The organism is Roseateles chitinivorans, assembly GCF_050632235.1.
GTDB classification, from domain to species: Bacteria; Pseudomonadota; Gammaproteobacteria; order Burkholderiales; family Burkholderiaceae_C; genus Roseateles; species Roseateles chitinivorans_A.
Genome location: NZ_CP192584.1, coordinates 3,111,909 through 3,133,574, shown reverse-complemented (window position 1 = coordinate 3,133,574; position 21,666 = coordinate 3,111,909). Strand labels below are relative to the sequence as shown.

Annotated in this window: 12 protein-coding genes; 4 read left to right on the top strand and 8 right to left on the bottom strand. The window is 70.0% G+C overall.

Annotated features, from left to right (window positions below):
• Nucleotides 1-578: 578 nt before the first annotated feature.
• Nucleotides 579-2,984, bottom strand: a complete 2,406-nt coding sequence (locus ACQ859_RS14205) for a M66 family metalloprotease (protein ID WP_431266316.1) — start codon at nt 2,982-2,984, stop codon at nt 579-581.
• 143 nt (nt 2,985-3,127) lie between these two features.
• Between ACQ859_RS14205 and ACQ859_RS14200 the strand changes: the two genes are divergently transcribed.
• Nucleotides 3,128-4,672, top strand: coding sequence for an alkaline phosphatase D family protein (locus ACQ859_RS14200; RefSeq protein ID WP_431266315.1), 1,545 nt, complete (start codon nt 3,128-3,130; stop codon nt 4,670-4,672).
• A 198-nt stretch (nt 4,673-4,870) separates the two neighbouring features.
• Here ACQ859_RS14200 and ACQ859_RS14195 read toward each other — a convergent pair whose 3' ends face one another.
• From ACQ859_RS14195 to ACQ859_RS14175, 5 genes are all read right to left on the bottom strand, one after another.
• Complete coding sequence (locus tag ACQ859_RS14195) at nt 4,871-5,230, bottom strand: response regulator (protein WP_431266553.1); 360 nt, start codon at nt 5,228-5,230, stop codon at nt 4,871-4,873.
• Between the two features lie 68 nt (nt 5,231-5,298).
• Nucleotides 5,299-7,626, bottom strand: a complete 2,328-nt coding sequence (locus tag ACQ859_RS14190; RefSeq protein WP_431266314.1) for a GAF domain-containing protein — start codon at nt 7,624-7,626, stop codon at nt 5,299-5,301.
• Nucleotides 7,627-7,794: 168 nt separating this feature from the next.
• Nucleotides 7,795-8,577, bottom strand: coding sequence for a M15 family metallopeptidase (locus tag ACQ859_RS14185; protein ID WP_431266313.1), 783 nt, complete (start codon nt 8,575-8,577; stop codon nt 7,795-7,797).
• Between the two features lie 101 nt (nt 8,578-8,678).
• A complete protein-coding gene (locus ACQ859_RS14180) occupies nt 8,679-9,326 on the bottom strand; it encodes a GAF domain-containing protein (RefSeq protein ID WP_431266312.1) in 648 nt (215 codons plus the stop codon).
• 98 nt (nt 9,327-9,424) lie between these two features.
• Nucleotides 9,425-10,396 (bottom strand): bifunctional helix-turn-helix transcriptional regulator/GNAT family N-acetyltransferase, encoded by a 972-nt coding sequence (locus tag ACQ859_RS14175; protein ID WP_431266311.1) that lies wholly within the window; start codon nt 10,394-10,396, stop codon nt 9,425-9,427.
• A gap of 292 nt (nt 10,397-10,688) precedes the next feature.
• Between ACQ859_RS14175 and ACQ859_RS14170 the strand changes: the two genes are divergently transcribed.
• A complete protein-coding gene (locus tag ACQ859_RS14170) occupies nt 10,689-11,648 on the top strand; it encodes a hypothetical protein (protein WP_431266310.1) in 960 nt (319 codons plus the stop codon).
• A gap of 51 nt (nt 11,649-11,699) precedes the next feature.
• Here ACQ859_RS14170 and ACQ859_RS14165 read toward each other — a convergent pair whose 3' ends face one another.
• The gene (locus ACQ859_RS14165) at nt 11,700-12,143 is read right to left on the bottom strand and encodes a response regulator (protein ID WP_431266309.1); all 444 of its coding nucleotides are present in this window, start codon (nt 12,141-12,143) and stop codon (nt 11,700-11,702) included.
• 258 nt (nt 12,144-12,401) lie between these two features.
• On the opposite strand from ACQ859_RS14165, the gene ACQ859_RS14160 reads away from it, so the two are divergent.
• Both ACQ859_RS14160 and ACQ859_RS14155 read left to right on the top strand, forming a co-directional pair.
• On the top strand, nt 12,402-17,591 hold the full coding sequence (locus ACQ859_RS14160) for a HAMP domain-containing protein (protein ID WP_431266308.1): 5,190 nt from the start codon (nt 12,402-12,404) through the stop codon (nt 17,589-17,591).
• Nucleotides 17,582-19,990, top strand: coding sequence for a response regulator (locus ACQ859_RS14155; RefSeq protein ID WP_431266307.1), 2,409 nt, complete (start codon nt 17,582-17,584; stop codon nt 19,988-19,990). The genes ACQ859_RS14160 and ACQ859_RS14155 overlap by 10 nt, the downstream gene beginning before the upstream one ends.
• A 128-nt stretch (nt 19,991-20,118) precedes the next feature.
• Here ACQ859_RS14155 and aceA read toward each other — a convergent pair whose 3' ends face one another.
• The gene (gene aceA, locus ACQ859_RS14150; protein ID WP_431257980.1) at nt 20,119-21,417 is read right to left on the bottom strand and encodes an isocitrate lyase; all 1,299 of its coding nucleotides are present in this window, start codon (nt 21,415-21,417) and stop codon (nt 20,119-20,121) included.
• Between the last annotated feature and the right edge of the window lie 249 nt (nt 21,418-21,666).

Below are 21,666 nucleotides of genomic sequence, written 5' to 3'. Positions count from 1 at the left end.
GGGTGCCGGTGACGGGCCAGGCGCGGGGGCAGGCGCAGGTGATGGCGCGGGCGACGGTGCAGGCGCGGGCGACGGTGCAGGCGCGGGAGAAGGCGCAGGCGACGCCGCCGGAGGCGCCGCAGGATCGTTCGGAGGAACGGGAGCAGGTGCAGGTGCAGGTGCAGGTGCAGGCGCGGGAGCGGGAGCGGGTCCCGGTGCCGCGCCGCCGCCGTCGCCCGGCGTGGCGCCTTGGGTCGGCGTGGGCGTCGTCGCGGTGTCCTTGTCACCGTCGCCACCGCCGCAGGCCGCCAGGGCGGCAGAGGCGATCAGCGCGAGGACGAAGGGAAAGACATTCGGGCGAGGACGGTTCATCACGGGCGAGGAGCAAATCAGATCGGGCCGCGATGATCGTGGATCAGGCTTGAAAGCGCATTCATGCCTGACCAACTCTTACACCTGATGCAGCCGCGGCACAGTCGTCCACTGGTTTGCGGGATTGCTGGTGTCAGGTATTGCGCCCCGGCGCAGGCCGCTCCGGCGGACGCCGGCATCGGTCGGCTCGGCTCGGCCCCGTTCGAGGCGAGCGGATCGGCGAGGGCTCAGCGCGCAGGCCGCTTCACCGCCGCGCCGACCTTGCACGACGCCGTGTCGAACTGCGTCGTGCCGGGCGCGCCCTTGCCGCCGGTGGTGCCGTCCGCGGGCGTCCACTCGTTCACCAGCGGCAGGCTGCCGCCGAGGTCCGCGGCATTCATCACCGTGAAGCGCGTCTGCCACAACGAGCCATGCGGCGTGCTGAACAGCTGCACCTTCACCAGGCCGCCGCGTCCGGTCGGCAGGTTCACCGCATAGGTGGAGAAGTTGTCCGCGCTGGTCGCATCCTTGGCGCCGCGCTTGTAGCCCGTCGCGTCGTTGGGCTTGTTCCAGTCGCGGTAGCCGATCGGCAGCAGGTGACGCAGCACCGAGCCGTCCGCATAGGTGGCCACCAGCGTGTAGTCGCAGCCGTGGGTCACGCAGTAGTAGCCGTTCCAGCCGCCGGGCTTGTCGCTCAGGAGGCGGTCCACGTCGGTCTGCACCGTCGGGTCGAGGCGTTGCGGCAGGTTGCCGGTCCACGCCGGCGTCACCACCATCGTGCTGGCGGTCGGGGCCGCGTTGAAATGCGAGACCGTGCCGATGACCGTCTGCACCTGCTGGTCGAGCTGCAGCACGTCGGTGCCCGAGCGCGCGCGGTCGTCGGCCGCGACCTTCTCGAACGCGCCCGTCGTGCGGTTCCAGCGCTTGTAACCCCCGTCGAAGCTCGCGTCGGGGAAGAGCTTGTCCAGGAAGCCTTGCTGCAGGATCGCGGCCTGGTAGTCCGAGAACGCGTTCCAGCGATAGCTCAGGGGATTGCGGTCGTCGTCGCCGCCCGACATCGGCGTGCGCTGGTAGCAGACGCCGTCGACGGTGCGCGTGTCGCAGGACTGGCCGCTGAATTCGCGCGTCGTCAGCAGCTGCTGCTTGACGCTGTCGAAGCCCCAGCTCGAACCGCTCTTCGTGCCCAGCTTGTACGGGTCGTCGCCCGCCTCGGCCGCGGCATCCGCATGCGGCAGACCGTAGGCATGGCCCATCTCGTGGTTGAAGATGGCCGAATAGATCGTGTCGGGACGGAGGTCCGCGCCGGACACGGCCACGCCGTTGCCGCCCAGTCCGCCGCCGGTCGGCACCGCGACCTGCTTGCCCGCGCTGGTGGTCTGGATGAAGCCGTAGAAGCCCGCCGCGAACGCCTGGTCGCGGTTGGCCGTCCAGCCGCGCATGTCGCGCAGCACGCGCAGCATCCGGGCATTGGCATCGCCGTCGATCGCGCGGAAGTCGGTCCACGAGGAGACCGTCATCGCGGGATAGCAGAACTTGTCGTCGTTGCGGCCGGGCACGGCCAGCTGATCGATCGTGACCGCGCCCGCGACGCGTGTGTCGAGCTTGGCGACGGGGAGCTTCTCGCGGTACTCGGCGTCGATCGGATAACCCGCCGTCGACGCCGCGCCGAGATTGAAGTCCGACACCACCGACTGCGCGGCGCGCGCGCCGAACAGGTAGATCGGCACCGTGTGATGCTTGAGCGTGGTGGCCGGGGTGACCGTCAGCGCGATCGTCCGGGGCGACGAGAAATCGGTCTTGCCGACCTCCAGGATCGCGCCGATCTGCACCCATTCCTTGGGCAGCAGCGCGCTGTACTTGACCGACGAGTACGCGACACCGCCGCCGTCGGACGTCGGCAGCCGGGCCGGCGCGTTCATCGTCAACGGACCGAGCGTGCGGCCGTCCGCGAGCCTGGCGCGGACCAGCAGCGTGCCGGCCGTGCCGTCGCCGGTCGACGGCTGCAGCATCAGCAGCGCCGCGCGGTCGGCCACCAGCTGCAGCTTGCGGTTCTTGTTGAGCTTGGCCTCGTTGGGCGACTGCATCGTGCGGCCGCCGGGCGGGATCACATGGGTCTGGGCCAGTTCGACGCCCATCAGCTCCGGCGTGACGACCGGCGCGGTCACCACCACCGGGGCGGAGACGGGCGCGGGCGCGGGCGCCGGTGCCGGGGTGGGCGCGGGCGCCGGGGAAGGCGACGGTGCCGGAGAAGGCGACGGCGAGGCGAACGGTCCCGGCAGGTAGAGGGCCATCGCGCGCGCTGGCGCCGTCGTGACGGTGACGTCCTGCGGGGTCGTCGTCCCCGCGGAGGCGAAACGCATCGGCACGGCCGGGTTGGCCTTGGCCGTCACGGGCGCCGGCGGTGCGATCACCGGCGGCGGCGTCGGCACGGCGCCGGTCGCGGCGAACTTCGGCTTGCGGGCGACCGGCACGGGGGCTTCCGGCAGCCGCACCGGGCCCATGGCCATCGGCACGGGACCCGCAGTGGCGCCCTGCGAAGGCTTGGCCGGACCCGGCTCAGGCTGGGCGTTGCCCCCCACCTTGTAGGCGGCGAATGACGCTGCGGCGATGAACGCGGCAACGGAGACGACCGCTTTGGGGTAAGGCACCAGCATGAGTTCGATGGATGAATTGAAAAGGCGGCGAATGATCAACGATCCTTCCACCTTCCCAGCCCGATCCTGACCAACTCTTACACCTGATTCAGCCGAGCGACAGGTCACGTCGACGTCAGTTTTCAAGGCTACGCTCCGGGGTCATGACTTGCCTCTGGACCCCCTCGAGACGCGGCCTGCTGCAGGCCGCCCTGGCCGCCGGCTGCGCGCCGGCCCTGCTCCGCCATGCCGACGCGGCGGGCGCCTCCGGCGCGCCGCTGTTCGCGCTCGGCGTCGCGTCCGGCAGCCCACGCGCGGAGCGCGTTGTGCTGTGGACGCGCTTGACCGGCGACACGCTGCCGGCGGAGGTGCCGGTGCAGTGGGAGCTGGCGGAGGACGAGGTCTTCAAGAGGATCGTCGCGCGCGGCACCGAGCGGGCCGAGCCCGGCACCGCCCACAGCGTGCACGCCGAACCCGCTGGCCTGCGTCCCGATCGCTGGTACTGGTATCGCTTCCGCGCGCTGGGCCAGCAGAGCCCGGTGGGCCGCACGCGGACCGCGCCGGCGACGGGCGCGGTGGCCGGTCCGCTGCGCTTCGCCATCGCGTCCTGCCAGCGCTACGACCACGGCGAGTACGCCGCCTGGGGCGACATGGCCAAGCAGGACCTCGACCTCGTGCTGTTCCTCGGCGACTACATCTACGAATCCGCCACCGCGTCCGGCAGCAAGGCGCCGCGCCAGCACCGCGGCGGCGAGTGCCGGACCCTGGACGACTATCGCCAGCGCTACGCCCAGTACAAGGCCGATCCGCAGCTCCAGGCGATGCACGCCAACGCGCCGTGGATCCTCACCTGGGACGACCACGAGGTCCAGAACGACTGGGCGGGCGACGTCTCGCAAGACCTGGCCCCCGACTTCCACCAGCGCCGCATCGCCGCCGCGCAGGCCTACTGGGAGCACCAGCCTTTCCCGAAGCAGATGCGCCCGCGCGGCGCCGACATGACGCTGGCCCAGCGCTACGACTGGGGCGGCCTGGCGCGGCTCGTCACGATCGACGACCGCTCGTGGCGCGATCCGCAGGTCTGCCCGAAACCGGGCCGCGGCGGCTCCAACACGGTGGACCTGAAAGCGTGCCCGTCGCTGCGCAACCCGCAGCGCACGCTGCTGGGCGCGCCGCAGGAGCAGTGGCTGCGCGACAGCTGGGATGCCACGCGCCCGTGGAACCTGCTGGCCCAGCAGACGCTGATGGCGCGCTTCAATTCGCAGGAGCCGGACCAGGGGCCGGGCCGCTACTGGACCGACGGCTGGGACGGGTATCCCTTCGCCCGCGAGCGGCTGCTGCGCGACCTGGAGGCGCGGCGCGTGCCGAATGCGGTGGTGCTCGGCGGCGACGTGCACGCGAACTACGTCGCCGACCTCAAGCTGGACTGGGAGGACCCCACGGCGCCGGTGCTGGCGAGCGAGTTCTGCGGCACGTCCATCTCCAGCAACGGCATGGCGCAGTCGCACCTGGACAAGGCCCTGCCTCTCAATCCGCACATCCGCTACGGCCGCAGCGATCAGCGCGGCTACATGCGCTTCGAGCTGCGCGCCGAGCGGCTGGAGGCCGAGTTGCGCAGCGTGCAGACGCCGTGGGATGCGAAGAGCGCGGTGTTCACCGCAGCGCGCTTCGCGGTGGAAGCGGGACGACCGGGAGCGCAGGCGGCCTGACGCCTCTGTCGGTGTACTGCCAAGGCTGCTGGCCCTCACCCCTGCCCTCTCCCGCAAGCGGGAGAGGGAGCAACGTCCACCGCTGAATGCGCTTGAAACGATTGCTCTCCAGCGAGCGGGAAAGGGTGTAGGCAGGGCGCCGGTCGGACTCCCTCTCCCGCTTGCGGGAGAGGGTGGGGGTGAGGGCCAGCGGCCGTGTCAGGACAGCCCCATCTCCTGGATCGCGCGCACCAGCGCGGGAAACTCCACCGGCTTGCGGAAGTGGGCCCGGAAGCCGGCCTCGAGCGCCTGGCGCCGGTCGGTCTCGCGGGCGAAGGCGGTCAGCGCGATCGCGGGCACCTCACCGCCCTGCCCCGCCGGCAACGCGCGGACGTGGGCCAGCAGCTCGAAGCCGGTCATCTCCGGCATGCCCAGGTCGGAAATCAGCAGGTTCACGTCCGAGTTCGGCAGCAGCGCGAGCGCCTCCGCGCCGCTGCCCGCCGCCACCACCTGCGCGCCCTGCAGACCGAGCGCGCGCACCACCATCTCGCGCACGGACTCGTCGTCGTCGACGACCAGGATGCGCGCGCCCTTCAGCGAGACGCGCTCGACCGCGCCCGCAGGGGTTCCCGCACCATTCCCCGCATTCAGCCCGCCCCCGCTCCGGCGTCCGGCATGGCACCGTCCAACCCGCGGTCGCCGGCCACCGGCAGCGTCACCGTGAAGCGCGCGCCGCGTCCTTCGCCGTCGCTCTCGGCGCGCACGCTGCCGCGGTGCAGCTCGACGAGGTTCCTCACGATCGACAGCCCCAGCCCGAGGCCACCGTGCCGTCGCGTCATCGACCCGTCGGCCTGCCGGAAGCGCTCGAACACGAACGGCAGGAAGGCCGCCGGGATGCCGATGCCGGAGTCCTCGACGACGAGCTCCGTGGCCGCGGGCCCGCCGCGCAGCAGCACCCGCACCTCGCCGCCTCGCGGGGTGAACTTGATCGCGTTGGCGATGAGGTTGGCCGCGACCTGCTGCAGCCGCGCGGCGTCGCCCATCACCGTCGCGCCGGGATCCGCATCCACCTCGACGCCCAGGCGCACGCCGGCACGTTCGGCCGCCGGGGCCAGCAGATCCACCGCGGCCAGCGTGAAGCCGGCCGCCGAGACCGGCGCGATCTCCAGGCTCAGCTTGCCGGTCGTGATGCGGCTCATGTCGAGCAGGTCCTCGATCAGCTGCGCCTGCGCCTTGGCGCTGCGCTCGATCACGTCGATGCCCTTCTTCAGGTCGGGCGGCTCATCGCCGAACTTGCGCCGCAGGATGTGGACCCAGCCGGTGATCGCGCTCAGCGGCGTGCGCAGCTCGTGCGACAGCGTCGCCAGGAATTCGTCCTTGACCAGCCCGGCCTGCTCGGCCGCCAGGCGCGCGGTGCGCTCGCTCTCCAGCAGCCGCGTGCGCTCCACCATCGCCTCGCGCGAGGCCGCGTAGAGCCGCGCGTTGTCGATCGCGATTGCGGCCTGGCTGGCGATGCCCTCGGCCAGCCGCTCGCTGCGTTCGGTGAAGACGGCGACGTCCTCATGGCCGAAGAACAGCCCGCCCAGCACCTGGCCCGAACGGCTGATCACCGGCACCGCGAGATAGCTGCGCACCGGCAGGTGTCCGGGCGGCTTGCCGTGGTGCGGCCCCCATTGCCCGTAGCGCGGATCGGCCATCACGTCGTCCAGCCGGATCGTGGGCTCGCCGCGGAAGGTGGGACCGAACAGCGCGGTCGGCCGCGGATGGCCGAGCTGGTCGAAATGCCGGCGGTCCGCGCCGGACAGCGAATACAGCAGGTAGGCCTCGCCCTGGTCGTCGACGCCGTTGTAGAAGAACGCGCCGAAGCGCGCGCCGGTGAGCTCGGTCGCCGCGTCGGTCACGCGCTGCACCAGCGCGCCGATGTCGAGCTCCGCCGCGAGCGCCGCGCCGGTGCGGTTCAAGGTCTCCAGCGTGCGGGCCTCCTCGCGCAGCGCGGCCTCGGCGCGGGTACGCTCCAGCGCCTCCCAGCAGCGCGCGACGACCACCTTCACCAGCGCGATCTCCTCGTCGGTCCAGTGGCGCGGCTCGCGCTGGTGCACCGCCATCGCGGCCACGAAGCGGCCGTCCTTGTGCAGCGGCACGCAGATCACCGACTGGATGCTGGTGCGCGCATAGGCCGTGCGGTCCGAGCCGGCCGTGACCGGATCGCGGTCCACGTCGTGGTTCACGAACGCCTGCTCGGCGCGCATCAGCCGCAGCACCTCCTGGCCGAAGTCGCCGAAGCGGTAGGTGCCGACGATGCTGGCGACGCCGTCGTTGTAGTCGCCGATGACGTCGAAGGTGTCCTCGTCGGCGCGCACCGTCGCATAGGCGCAGCGGTTGACGCCCAGATGCCGGCCCAGCCGCTCCGCGGTCACCCGCATCACGTCGGCCGGATCGGTCAGCCCGCGCGTGGCCTGCGCCAGTCCGTCCAGGAAGGCCAGCCGGCGCGACAGCAGCACCTTCTCGGTGGTCTCGGCGAAGGTCACCAGCACGCCGGCCGCCCGTCCGGCGTCGTCGCGCACGGCGCTGTAGGAGAAGTTGAAGTAGACGTCCTCGGGATAGCCGAAGCGGGCGATCGTCAGCTTGAAGTCGTCGAAGCCGAGCGGCTCGCCGTCCAGGACCTGGCGCCACATCGGGCCGATCGTGGGCCAGATCTCGGCCCAGGTGTCGGGCGCCCGGCCGCCGAGCGCGGCCTCGGCCTTGTCGCCCAGGATGGGCCGGTAGGCGTCGTTGAAGATCTGGACGAGGTCGTCGCCCCAGGCCAGGTACATCGGCAGCTGGCACTCCAGCATCGTCGCGACCACGGCCCGCAGCGAGGCGGGCCAGCGCCCGATGGCGCCCAGCGGCGTGGTCTCCCACGGGAACGCCCGCACGCGGGCGGCCATGTCGCCGCGAATGGGGGCCATCGCGAGGATGGCGGATGAGTCGTCCATGGAGCTCCAACGGTCAACCGCCGACGCGGGCACGCAGGTGCCCGGACCGGTTGCAACGCGGGAGTGTAGGCCGCGGCGTCCCGTCGCGACGCCGGGACGATCCCGCGAATGGAGGCGGCAGCGGAGGATCGTGGCGGCCGACCGGCCGACCGGGCCGGATCGCCGGGATCAGTCCCGGACGTTCGGCGTCCTGAACGTGCCGCCCGCTCGTGCGGCCTGCGCCTTGGGCTCGTCGAACTCCCAGTGCCAGGGTTCCTTGCTCACTGTGCGGACGAAGCCGAACGAGGTCGCCCGGCGCTTGAGCCACTCGTAGGTCGGGTTGCCGTCGCCGCCGGCGACGGAGAGGTCGAAGGCGATGCCGTTCTGATGCTTCGAGAAGCCGGGCTTGGCCGCCGTGTTGAACCCCGGCAGACCGCGCACGAAACCGTCGTGCAGCAGCTTCTGCTCCGGATAGGAGCGGAAGCCGCTGTTGAGCGTGATCCTGACGCCGTCGTCCTTGGCGGCCGCCACCAGCGCGGCGAAGGGGGCGATGGTCTTCATCGCGAGCCGTTCGATCTCGAGGGTCGAGTCCACGATCGCGACGAGGTCGAGCTGCTCGAGGAACTGCCCGTCGGCCCAGGCGGCGTTCGGCCCGAAGCGGGTGGCGCCCGGCTCGGGCGGCACCCGGCCGATCGTCTCGTTCATGAAGCTGCCCGCGAGGTTGCGCGTGGACGTCCAGCCGAGCGTCGCGCCGCCACCGGCCGCCGCGGCGCGACCGAAGACGATGCGCTTCTTGCTGCCGGCCTCCTCGAGCCTGACCTCGACGATGGACACCGACGTGCCTCTCGCGATCGTCCTGAAGCCGCCGCCCGGCGCGGCGACGAAGGCCATCAGGTCGTCATCGCGCCGGATGCGGGCATCGGGGTCGTCGACGACGAAGGTCCTGTCGCGGAAGCTTTCTTCGAGGCTCACGGCGGGCTCCAGCAGTGGAGCCGTCAGCGTAAGCCCGGCCCTCGGCCCGGCGCGTCATCAAAAGGGATGATGCCGCGCCGGCACCATCGCCCTTCAGACGTTCAGACGTTCAGCGCCGCCACCGGCCGTGCGATGAGGCCGCCGGACAGCGTGAGCGCCACGGCGATCACCAGCGCCAGTTCGTCGCCGCCGAAGAAATCCTGGTCGAAGGCTTCGGAGTCCAGGATGCCGACGACCCGCCGATCGGCGTCGAACAGCGGCAGGCAGGCCTCGGCCTTCACCTTCGGATCGCAGGTGTAGTAGCCGCCGCCCTCGGCCACGAAGGCGGCCACGTCGTTGATCAGGCGCGCGCGGCCGCTCAGGCCCACGGCGCTGTTGTTGCTGCCCTGCGCGAAGGCCTCGGTCAGCGGGAACTCGGCCCGGCTCTCGGCGCCGAAGTAGGCCAGTTTCACCAGCACCGACTCGTCGGCGGACTTGCGCCGCGCCTGGTAGACGCCGAACCAGTGGCTGCGGCTGTGCTCGCGGTAGTAGCGCGTGACGACCGTGGCCTCGGCCAGCAGGCGCTGGTTGTCGGCGCCCTGCCCGCCCAGGATGCCGGCAAGCTCGTACGGCAGCTCGGCGAGCTGTCCGAACAGGGAGCAGGCGCCGCCTTCGCCGAGTTCGGGCACGCGGAAGCGCCAGGCCACGGGCGTGGCCGCGAGCGTCTCCGGCGTCAGCAGCGCTTGCAGCGCCGTCTGGTGCCGGCGCACGGACTCCGCGAACGAGGGGAAGCCGCGGCCTCGGCGAGGTCGCCGCGCAGGCCGGTCCAGTCAAGGTACAGGTCGAGATTCATGGGCAGGGAAGGAAGTCAGGCGGTCGCCTGGAGATCGAGTTCCCAAGTTTCGCCGACAAGGTCCAACCCGAATCCCTGGAAGAGCTCTGTCCCGACGTGCCGGTACCCCGCCTTGCGATAGATGTGCTTGGCGGCATCGAGCTGGCTGTTGGTCCACAGCCGCACGCGCCGGTAGCCGGCGTCGCGCGCGAAGCGGTGGCATTCGGCGACGAGCCGGTCGCCCAGTCCGAGCCCGCGCGCGGCCGGCTCGACGAGCAGCAGCCGCAGCTGCGCGACACCGTCGATCGGCGCGTCCGTCGCCTCGTCGCGCGCCTGCACCAGCGCCACGCTGCCGATGTTCACGCCGTCGCGCTCGGCGATCCAGCACGCCTCGCGGCGGGCGTCGAAACGCTCGATGAAGTCGGCGGCGATGCGCGCGACGAGCGCCTCGAAGCGCTGGTCGAACTGGTACTCCCGCGCATACAGCGCGCCGTGCCGCGACACGATCCAGCCCATGTCGCCGGGCCGGTGCGGTCGCAGGATGAAGCCCTGCTTCGCGGGCTTGTCGTCGGGGGCTTCCAGCAGACTCTGCACGCGGCGGAAGGCCTGCAGCAGCTCGGTCTGCTGCGCCTCGCCGAGCTGGTCGAGCAGTTCGCCGACCTGCTCCTGCGAGCGCCGCTCCAGCGGCTTGAACGCCTTGCGCCCCGCCGGACTCAGCTGCAGCAACGACTGGCGCGCATCGACCGCGCTGCGCGTCGCGCGCACCAGGTCGCGCTCCTTGAGGTCGCGCAGCAGGCGGCTCAGGTAGCCGCCGTCGAGGTCGAGCAACCGACCCAGGTCGGTGGCCGTGAGGCCCTCCCCGTTCTCGAGATGCGCGAGCTCGAAGAGGATGCGCCCCTCGGTCAGGTTGAACGGGGAGTCGAGCAGCCCCTCGTTGAGCACGCCGATACGGCGCGTGTAGAAGCGGTTGAAGCGGCGGACGGCTTCGATGCGGTCAGGATCAGGCATGACGGGATGCTCCGTCAATTGATTGCTTTTGGCAAGTAATTGCTTGCCAAATTGAGCGACAAACGCCCACGATACCCAGCACGCGGAAATCGAACATCCTTGAGCGGGATGAGTACTCAGTCGCGACCCCGCCGGATCGCTCGGCGGGAATGGCGGCGCGCCGTGCTTCAATCCGCGCTCTTCAAGAACGACACCATGGAGCGAAGGAATGTTCCGGACCTTCCCACCCCTTTGTGCATGGGCCTTGTGGGCGACTCTTCTGACGGCGCCGGCACAGACGGCCTTCGCGGCCGTGCCGCTGCTGGACGAGGTCGAGCAGTCCGTGCGCCAGGATGGCACCTTCATGCGCAACCGCAGCCTGGAGGGCATCGCGGAGATCCGCCGCCGTGATGCAGCGGGCGAAGCCATTCCCTCCCATCAGCTCGCCGGTCTGATCGGCACGATCACGCTGGAGTGCGAGAAGGACGTCGGCCGCGAACCCGAACGCGCGCTACGCAAGATCACCCTCGGTCTGCGGCTGATCGACGCGTGGCAGGACCGGCTGGCGCAGGGAGCATCGACCGTCTCGACCCACCAGGTCACGCTCCTCATGCTGCGCTGGTTCCTGCGCGGCGATGCGGCCGATCAGCAACGCGCGCATCAGATCGTCGAGGCCCTGGACCGCTCGGTCACCGATCCGAAGGAACAGGGCCGGGCCACCTACCGCCTGGCCGCCGATTACGAAGACCTGGCCAGAATGGCCCGCACAGCGGGTCGCGGCCGCGAGCAGCAGATCGCCCTGCTGCGTGATGGCATCGCGCTCAACAAGGCCGGTCGCGCGCGTTATCCGGCGTACGACTCGATGGTCGGACTGAACGCCCTTTACGGAAAACTCCAGTTCGTGAGCGGCGGCTCGGCGCTCCCGGCCTATCTGGATGAATGGCTCTCGTATCTGAAGACCCTGCCCGCCGAGAGCCAAGCCAAGTCAGGCCAGAGCATTTCAGGCGCACTGTTCCAGCAAGGCCGCGACGACGAAGCCGTCGAATGGCTGACGCGCTACTTCGACTACTGGGAATCGGCACCAATGCCGCCGGCGCTCCAGACGCGATTCCGCGAAAGCCGTTGCGTGCACCTGGGCGGCGACGACGACTTCGCCGCCTTTGAGCAGCGCGCTCCGTCGCGGGCCGCCCCGATCCGCGAGCGCGCCTGCGCCGGCGTCAAGCTGGAGTTCGACGTCCAGCAGGCGGTTGACGCTCTGACCAGCAAGGACTGAAGCGCGGATCGAACCGGCGGTTGATGGCCGGCCGGCGCGCCGCCGCCACACTCAATGCTTGGTCGTGCGATTGCCGTATGTCGGCCGCGCCGGCCGGATCGCCGGGGCGTTGTTGCCCGCCGCGTAGTTGCCCGGTCTTGCCGCCAGCAATACCGCCAGAAGATCCGTCACATTCAGCGGCTTGTAGAGCAGCCGGTTGAAGCCCGCCGCGCCGGCGGATTCGTCCGTGATCTCCGGACCGCCACCGGTCAGGCACACGTACATGGTGTGGCGGCCGGCCTCGGCGTCGATGAGCTTGGCCTCTGACACGACCTCCAGGCCGTTCATGTCCGGCATGTCGAAGTCGACGAACACCAGCTCCGGCTTGAACAGCTTCAACAGACGCAGGCCCACCCGGCCGCTGTAGGCGACCGAGGTCGCGCAGCCGTAGCAGCGGAACAGATCGCTCAGGCTGCGCGCGCCCTCCGGATCGTCGTCGATCACGAGGACCCTCAACGCGTGCGGCGATGGCGACGACGCGTGGGGGGCTCGTGAGGCGATGTATCGGACATCGAAGTCTTCTCCCTGAATGCAACACGACGCAACAGCGGTCCGCGCGCGGCCAAGCGCGGGCGACCTCCGCCGTCCGTCCACCACCCCTCTCGGCAAGCTGCGTGCCCGACCCCGCCCTCCTAAACCCAGCCCCCGCCAGCGTTGTCGTACGGCTAAAGTCCCTCGGTTGAGCCGCGATCAGACGGCCGTCGGGAGTCCTCTATGAGCGTCTTGGAAGAAGCGGTGGCCGTGGTCCCGGCCGAGCACCTGAATGCGATGCTGATGGCGCTCCATGCGCTGCGCCGCGGGGACCCGGACGTGCGGCTGCCCTTCCACTGGACCGGCGTCGCCGGCAAGCTCGCCGACGCGTTCAACGAGGTGGTCGAACAGAACGCCTCGATGGCCGCGGAACTCTCCCGGCTGCGCCAGGTCGTCGGCCGCGAAGGCCGCCTCAAGCAGCGCGCCACGCTGCCCGAACTGCGCGGTTTCTGGGGCCAGCAGATCGACTGCATCAACGCGCTCATCGACGACCTCGTCCACCCGACCAGCGAAGCCGCGCGCGTGATCGGCGCGGTGGCCGAAGGCGACCTCACCAAGTCCATGGCGCTGGAGGTCGACAGCCGGCCGCTGCAGGGCGAGTTCCTCCACACCGCCAAGACCATCAACCGGATGGTGGAGCAGCTCGGCGACTTCTCCGCCGAGGTGACCCGCGTCGCGCGCGAGGTCGGCACCGAAGGCAAGCTCGGCGGCCAGGCCGAGGTCAAGGGCGTGGCCGGCACCTGGAAGGACCTGACCGACTCCGTCAACTCCATGGCCGGCAACCTGACCGACCAGGTCCGCAACATCGCCGACGTCACCACCGCCGTCGCGCAGGGCGACCTGTCCAAGAAGATCGAGGTCGACGTCAAGGGCGAGTTCCTGACGCTGAAGAACACCATCAACACGATGGTGGACCAGCTGCGCTCGTTCGCGTCGGAAGTGACCCGCGTTGCGCGCGAGGTCGGCACCGAAGGCTCGCTGGGCGGGCAGGCCCGCGTGGAGGGCGTGTCGGGGACCTGGAAGGACCTGACCGACTCCGTCAACTCGATGGCCGGCAACCTGACCTCGCAGGTGCGCAACATCGCCGACGTGACCAAGGCCGTGGCCGCGGGCGACCTGTCCAAGAAGATCACCGTCGACGTGAAGGGCGAGATCCTGGAGCTCAAGAACACCGTCAACACGATGGTGGACCAGTTGCGCTCCTTCGCCGCGGAAGTGACCCGCGTCGCGCGCGAGGTGGGCACCGAAGGCAAGCTCGGCGGCCAGGCCGACGTGCAGGGCGTGGCCGGCACCTGGAAGGACCTGACCGAGTCGGTGAACTTCATGGCCGGCAACCTGACCTCCCAGGTGCGCAACATCGCCGAAGTGACCACCGCGGTGGCCGCGGGCGACCTCTCCAAGAAGATCACCGTCGACGTGAAGGGCGAGATCCTGGAGCTCAAGAACACCGTCAACACGATGGTGGACCAGCTCCGCTCCTTCGCCGCGGAAGTGACCCGCGTGGCGCGCGAGGTCGGCACCGAAGGCAAGCTCGGCGGCCAGGCCGACGTGCAGGGCGTGGCCGGGACCTGGAAGGACCTGACCGACTCCGTCAACTCGATGGCGTCCAACCTGACCTCGCAGGTGCGCAACATCGCCGACGTGACCAAGGCCGTGGCCGCGGGCGACCTCTCCAAGAAGATCACCGTCGACGTGCTCGGCGAAATCCTTGAGCTGAAGACCACCATCAACACGATGGTGGACCAGCTCTCCTCCTTCGCCGCGGAAGTGACCCGCGTGGCGCGCGAGGTCGGCACCGAGGGCCGCCTGGGCGGCCAGGCGACGGTGCGCGGCGTGTCGGGGACCTGGAAGGACCTGACCGACAACGTGAACTTCATGGCCGGCAACCTGACCGGCCAGGTGCGCGGCATCGCCAAGGTGGTGACCGCGGTGGCCAACGGCGACCTCGCGCAGAAGCTGACCGTGGAGGCCAAGGGCGAGATCGCCGCGCTGGCCGACACCATCAACTCGATGACGGACACGCTGGCGATCTTCGCCGACCAGGTGACCACCGTCGCGCGTGAGGTGGGCGTCGAGGGCAAGCTCGGCGGCCAGGCCAAGGTGCCGGGCGCGTCCGGCACCTGGAAAGGCCTGACGGAGAACGTCAACGAGCTCGCCGCCAACCTGACCACGCAGGTGCGCGCGATCGCGGAGGTCGCCACCGCCGTGACGCAGGGCGACCTGACACGCTCGATCACCGTCGAGACGCAGGGCGAGGTCGCGTCCCTCAAGGACACGATCAACGAGATGATCCGCAACCTGAAGGACACGACGCAGAAGAACACCGAGCAGGACTGGCTCAAGACCAACCTGGCCAAGTTCACGCGGATGCTGCAGGGCCAGAAGGACCTGGTGACCGTCGGCCAGCTGATCCTGAGCGAGCTCGCGCCCGTCGTCGGCGTGCAGCAGGCCGAGTTCTTCGTGCTCAACATGCGCGGCGAGATGCCCCGCCTGAAGCTGATCGCCAGCTACGCCTCCGGCGGCCTGGCCACGCACGGCAAGGAACTGGCGCTGGGCCAGGGGCTGGTCGGCCAGTGCGCGCTGGACCAGGAGAAGATCCTGCTGACCAACGTGCCGGGCACGGCCTTCCGCATCGCCTCGGGCCTCAGCGAGACCGCCGCGATGGAAGTGCTGGTGCTGCCCGTGGTCTTCGAAGGCCGCGTGCGCGGCGTGCTGGAGCTGGCCTCGCTGGAACGCTTCAGTTCCACCCACCAGGCCTTCCTCGACCAGCTGACCGAATCCATCGGCATCGTGATCAACACGATCGAGGCCAGCACGCGGACGGAAGACCTGCTGATCCAGTCGCAGTCGCTGGCCGAAGAACTGCAGCGCCGGCAGCAGGAACTGCAGCAGACCAACGGCGAGCTGCAGGAGAAGGCGCAGCTGCTGGCCCATCAGAACCAGGAAGTCGAACGCAAGAACACCGAGGTCGAGCAGGCCCGCCAGGCGCTGGAGGAAAAGGCCGAGCAGCTGGCGCTGACCTCGAAGTACAAGTCCGAGTTCCTCGCCAACATGTCGCACGAGCTGCGCACGCCGCTGAACTCGCTGCTGATCCTGTCCGACCAGCTCTGCAAGAACAGCGAAGGCAACCTCACGCTCAAGCAGGTCGAGTTCTCCAAGACCATCCATGCGTCCGGCAACGACCTGCTGATGCTGATCAACGACATCCTGGACCTGTCCAAGATCGAGTCGGGCACGGTAGCCGTCGATGTCAGCGAGCTGCGGCTGGACGAGCTGCAGCGCTCGGTGGAACGCAGCTTCCGCCACTTCGCGGAATCCAAGCACGTCGGCTTCGCCGTCGAGATGGATCAGCCGCTGCCCAAGTCGCTGGTCACCGACGTCAAGCGGCTGCAGCAGATCATCAAGAACCTGCTGTCCAACGCCTTCAAGTTCACGCACCAGGGCCAGGTCACCTTCAGCGTCAGCGCGGCGGCCGAGGGCTGGTCGGTCGACAACGAGGCGCTCAACCACGCCGGCCAGGTGATCGCCTTCGCGGTCGCGGACACCGGCATCGGCATCTCCGCGGACAAGCAGCAGATCATTTTCGAGGCCTTCCAGCAGGCCGACGGCTCGACCTCGCGCAAGTACGGCGGCACCGGCCTGGGCCTGGCCATCAGCCGCGAACTCGCGCGGCTGCTGGGCGGCGAGATCCGGCTCGTCAGCGCGCCGGGCCGCGGCTCGACCTTCACGCTCTACCTGCCGCAGCACTACGCGCCAGCGCGCAATGCGCGGCCGCGCAACGCGCCCGGCACGCCGGCCAAGTCCGGGACCTCCGGCGGCTCGAACGGCACCGTGGCGACGGACGAGGAGCGCGACGACCTGCCCACCCACTCCCCGGCGGCGATCACCGCCGCTGAACTCGCCGAGGCCGCCGTGCAGCGCGCGGCCGCGCGGCGGGCGCCGTCGGCCCGGACGGGCGATGGCCATGACAACGGGAACGGCAAAGCCAATGGCAGGGCCAACGGCAACGGCAACAGCACCGGCGATAACGGCAGCGACAGCGGCATGACCCCGCTGGACGCGCACCGCGTCCAGATGGACACGCCGCCCGACAGCATCGTCTTCGCCAACGTCGCCAAGGACGATCGCGACGACATCGGCAGCGGCGACCGCGTGCTGCTGATCGTCGAGAACGACCTCGCCTTCGCCAGTGTCCTGCTCGAGGCGGCGCGCCAGGGCGGCATGAAGGGCCTGGTGGCGACGACCGGCGCGGGCGCGCTCGCGATGGCGCAGGAGTTCCGCCCCAGCCTGATCACGCTGGACATCTTCCTGCCCGACATGCAGGGCTGGCGCGTGCTGGACCGGCTCAAGTCCGACCCCGACATGCGCCACCTGCCGGTGTGCGTCGTCTCCACCGACGACGCCCGCGATCGCGCGCTGCAGGCCGGCGCGCTAGGCTTCCTGGCCAAGCCGCTGCAGTCGCGCGACGACGTCGAGGTCGCGCTGCGCGATCTGCAGCGCTACCTGGACCGTCCGCGACGACGCCTGGCGGTAGCGATGCCCGAGGGCGCGGAGCGGCTCGCGCTGCTGACGCCGCTGGCTGGCGACGTCGAGACGGTGTTTGTGCAGACCGCGGCGCAGGCGCGCGAGGTGCTGCCCGGCGTCGATGCGCTGCTGGTCGATGCGGTCGCGAGCGCCTTCGGTCCGCAGGACGTGCTGGATGCGCTGGAGCAGCGGCCCGGCACGCTGCCGCTGCCGGTGGTCGCATGGAACGCCGCGGCCGGTACGGGGACGGCCGGTACCGCGGGGACGACAGCGGGGACTGCGGGCACGACCGAATCGTCTGAAGACCTTGCCGCCGCACGTCGCTGGACGCGCCCGCACGGCCTGCCGGTGCGCACGGCCACCGGGACCGATGCCGCGATCGCGGCGATGGCGCTGGCCCTGCACCGCGCGCCGGCCGACATGGGCGACGGCGAGCGTCAGGCCTTGCACGACGCGCAGGAGGTCAGCTGCCCGCTGGTCGGCAAGAAGGCGCTGATCGTCGACGACGACATGCGCAACATCTTCGCGCTGGCCACCGTGCTGGACTCGCACGGGATGGTGATCGTCTCCGCCGACAACGGCCGCGAGGCGATCCGGATCGTGCAGGAGGACCCGTCCATCGACATCGTGCTGATGGACATCATGATGCCGGAGATGGACGGCCTGGAGACCATGCAGCAGATCCGCCGCCTGCCGCGCGGGCGCGAGCTGCCGATGGTCGCCGTCACCGCCAAGGCGATGAAGGGCGACCGCCAGAAGTGCATCGAGGCCGGCGCCTGGGACTACCTGTCCAAGCCCGTGGATCCCGCCAACATGCTGACCGTGCTGCGGGGCTGGCTATGCCGCTGAGCGCCCTCTTCGACGGCTACGCCACGCCCGACGCGGCGGAGCGCGCCAGCATCCTCATCGTCGACGACCTGCCGGAGAAGCTGCTCGTCTTCGAGACCATCCTGGCCGACCTCGACCAGCACCTGGTCATCGCGCGCTCGGGCAGCGAGGCGCTGCGCGAGGTGCTGCGCCAGCAGTTCGCGGTGATCCTGATGGACGTCAACATGCCGGGCATCGACGGCCTGGAGACGGCCCGGCTGATCCGCGGCTACCGGCGCTCGGCGCACACGCCCATCATCTTCGTCACCGCCTATGCGGACGAGCTGCAGACGGCGCAGGGCTACTCGCTGGGCGCGGTCGACTACATCCTCTCGCCGGTCATCCCCGACGTGCTACGCAGCAAGGTGCGGGTCTTCGTCGACCTGTTCATCATGCAGCAGCGGCTGCGGCAGCAGGCGCTGGAGCGCATCGCGATCGCGCGCGCCGAAGCCGCGCAACGCGCCGCCGAGGAGAACACCCGGCGCTCGATCTTCCTGGCGCAGGCGGGCCGCGAGCTGGCCGATTCGCTGGACGCGGACGTCGCGATGCGGCGCGTGCTGACCCTGCTGGTGCCGAACTTCGCCTCGCGCGCGCTGCTCTGGCTGCGCGACGCGGGCCACGGCCACGAGCGGGTGCTGCGCTGCGACGCGCCGGTCGCCGCCGGTGATCCGCCGCTGTTCCTCGAGGGCCGCGAGCAGATGCTGTCCGAGGTGCTCTACAACGCCACGCGCAACGCGCTCGATCAGATGGTGCCGACGGCATCGGACGCTGCCCTCCCCGCGCCGTCGACCTTTGCGCCGTCTGCGTTCGCGCCCTCGGGCCTGGCCGACGACGATGAGTCGCCGCCGCGCGCGCTGCTGCGCCGCGACACGGCCAGCGGTGTCGTGCTGCCACTGGTGGCGGGTGAGCGCCTGCTCGGCGGCCTGCTGCTGGCCGAGCCGCACCAGCCGCCCGACTGGCCGACGCTGGAGGAACTGACGGGCCGCGCCGCCATCGCCTTCGAGAACGCGCGGCTGTACGGCGCGCTGCAGGCCGAGATCGTCGAACGCCGCCAGGCCGAGGCCGATCTGCTCGAGGCGAGCCGGCGCAAGGACGAGTTCCTCGCCATGCTGTCGCACGAACTGCGCAACCCGCTCGCGCCGATCCGCAGCGCGATCGAGGTCATGCGTGCCCTGTCCGCCGCGCCCGCCGACCCGCCTTCGCGCGACGACGACGCGCGGGACCGCGACCGTCGCCTGGGCGAGGCGGTCGCGGTGACGGACCGCCAGGCCCGGCACCTGACGCGGCTGGTGGACGAGCTCCTCGACGTGGCGCGGATCAGCCAGGGCAAGATCGTGCTGAAGACCGAGCGGCTCGACCTGTGCGACATCGTGCGCCACGGCCTGGAGCCGGTGCAGTCGCTGATCGACGCGCAGGGCCAGCAGCTCCGCCTGCAGCTGCCCGACCGTCCGGCGCACGTGCGCGGCGACGCGGCGCGGCTGATCCAGGTCGTCACCAACCTGCTGCACAACGCGAGCAAGTACACCGCCGCCGGCGGCCTCATCGAACTGACGCTGGCGCGGACGGACGTGGCCCCCACCGGCCGCGATGTCCATGGCGGCCACGACGGCACCTTCGTGCTCACCGTGCGCGACAACGGACGCGGCATCGCCGCGTCGCTGCTGCCGCATGTGTTCGACCTGTTCGAGCAGGGCCCCCGCGGCCTCGACCGCAACCAGGGCGGCCTGGGCGTCGGATTGACGCTGGTGCAACGCCTGGTGCAGCTCCATCACGGCCAGGTGGAGGCCCGCAGCGACGGTCCCGGTGAAGGCTCTGAATTCGAGGTGCGCCTGCCCGCCGCGGTGGACGAGGAATCGCCGACGTCACCGGGCACCACATCCCCGGAGCCCCACGCACCCGCCCGCGCCGAGGCGACGGTCGGCCAGGACATGCCCGATGACGGCTGCGGCGATCCTGGTGAACGCCAAGACCAGGAGGGCCCGTGCCGCGTGATGGTCGTCGACGACAACCGCGACGCGGCGGAATCGATGGCGGTGTTCCTCGAGCTCGCGGGCTTCGAGACCGCCGTGCAGCTCGACGGTCCCAGCGCCCTGGAGGCCGCGACCGCGCAGGCACCGCACGTGGTGCTGCTGGACATCGGCCTGCCCGGCCTGGATGGTTACGAGGTCGCGCGCCGGTTCCGCACGCTGCCCGGCGGCGCGGACTGCCTGCTGATCGCGCTCACCGGCTACGGCCAGCAGGACGATCGCCGGCGCGCGCACGAGGCCGGCTTCGACGTGCACCTGGTCAAGCCGGCCGATCCGGACGGCGTGGTCGACCTGATCCAGGATTGGCGGCAGCGCGACGGCGTCGCGACGCGCCCGGAGACGGCGACGCGCTGAGCGCCGCACGCCGAGTACGCCGAGCACGCCGGGCAAGCGCCAAGGCTGCCCGGACGAAAAAGGGGCTGCTCCCCAGCAGCCCCTTCCGGTTCACCGGCCCCGCCTCGACAGGGCCTTCGGCGCGGCGATCAGCCGTGCTTCGCGTCGAAGAACTGTTCGTCCTCCGTGGAACCCTTCAGCGCCGCGGTCGACGCCTGCGCTTCGATCGTGGTGGTGACCGCGTCGAAGTAACCCGTGCCCACTTCGCGCTGGTGCTTCACGGCGGTGAAGCCCTTCTCGGCGGCGGCGAACTCGGCCTCCTGCAGCTCCACGAACGCGCTCATGTTGTTGCGCGCATAGCCGTAGGCCAGGTTGAACATCGAGTAGTTCAGGCTGTGGAAGCCGGCCAGCGTGATGAACTGGAACTTGTAGCCCATCGCGCCCAGCTCGCGCTGGAACTTGGCGATGGTGGCGTCGTCCAGGTTCTTCTTCCAGTTGAAGCTCGGCGAGCAGTTGTAGGCCAGCAGCTTGCCGGGGAACTTCGCATGGATCGCCTCGGCGAAGGCCTTGGCGAAGGCCAGGTCGGGCTTGCCGGTCTCGCACCAGATCATGTCGGCGTAAGGAGCGTAGGCCAGGCCGCGGCTGATGGCCTGGTCCAGGCCGTTGCGGGTGCGGAAGAAGCCTTCGACGGTGCGCTCGCCGGTGCAGAAGGGCTTGTCGTTGTCGTCGATGTCGCTGGTGACCAGGTCGCCGGCCTCGGCGTCGGTGCGGGCCAGCAGCACGGTGGGCACGCCCATGGTGTCGGCCGCCAGGCGCGCCGCGACCAGCTTGGCCACCGCTTCACGCGAGGGCACCAGCACCTTGCCGCCCATGTGGCCGCACTTCTTCGCGGCGGCCAGCTGGTCTTCGAAGTGGACGCCGGACGCGCCCGCCTCGATCATGGCCTTCATCAGTTCGAAAGCGTTCAGCACGCCGCCGAAGCCGGCTTCCGCGTCCGCGACGATGGGCGCGAAGTAGTCGATGTCGCTCTTGCCTTCGCTCCACTGGATCTCGTCGGCGCGCTTGAAGGTGGCGTTGATCTTCTTGACCACCTTCGGCACCGAGTCCACCGAGTACAGCGACTGGTCGGGGTACATCTCGCCGTTGCTGTTCGCGTCGCCGGCCACCTGCCAGCCCGACAGGTAGATCGCCTTCAGGCCGGCCTTGACCTGCTGCATCGCCTGGTTGCCGGTGAGCGCGCCCAGCGAGTTGATGAAGGGCTCGGTGTTCACCAGGTTCCAGAGCTTCTCCGCGCCGCGCTTGGCCAGCGTGTGCTCGATGTGGATGGAGCCGCGCAGGCGGACCACGTCGGCGGCGGTGTAGCCGCGCTGGATGCCCTTCCACCGGGGGTTTTCGGCCCAGTCTTTTTCGAGGGCGGCAATCTGTTGTTCGCGGGTCGAGGTCGTCATCGTGAGCTCCTGGTGGATCAAGTGAGAGTTGCAAAACCGATGACTCAAATCTAGTCGTCCCGCCTTCCGGCGTGGCGTTCAATGTCTTATATAAGACTGAATTTTTAAACCTTTCAAATCAACGACTTGCAAATCAAAAACCGGATCGTGAGAGTGAGTCTTCCATGATGAGAAATCTTGCGGCGCTGCAGCACGCCGGTTTTTTGCATCCCGGCAAGTTCTTTTCATGATTTGAAATCTGCACCCTCC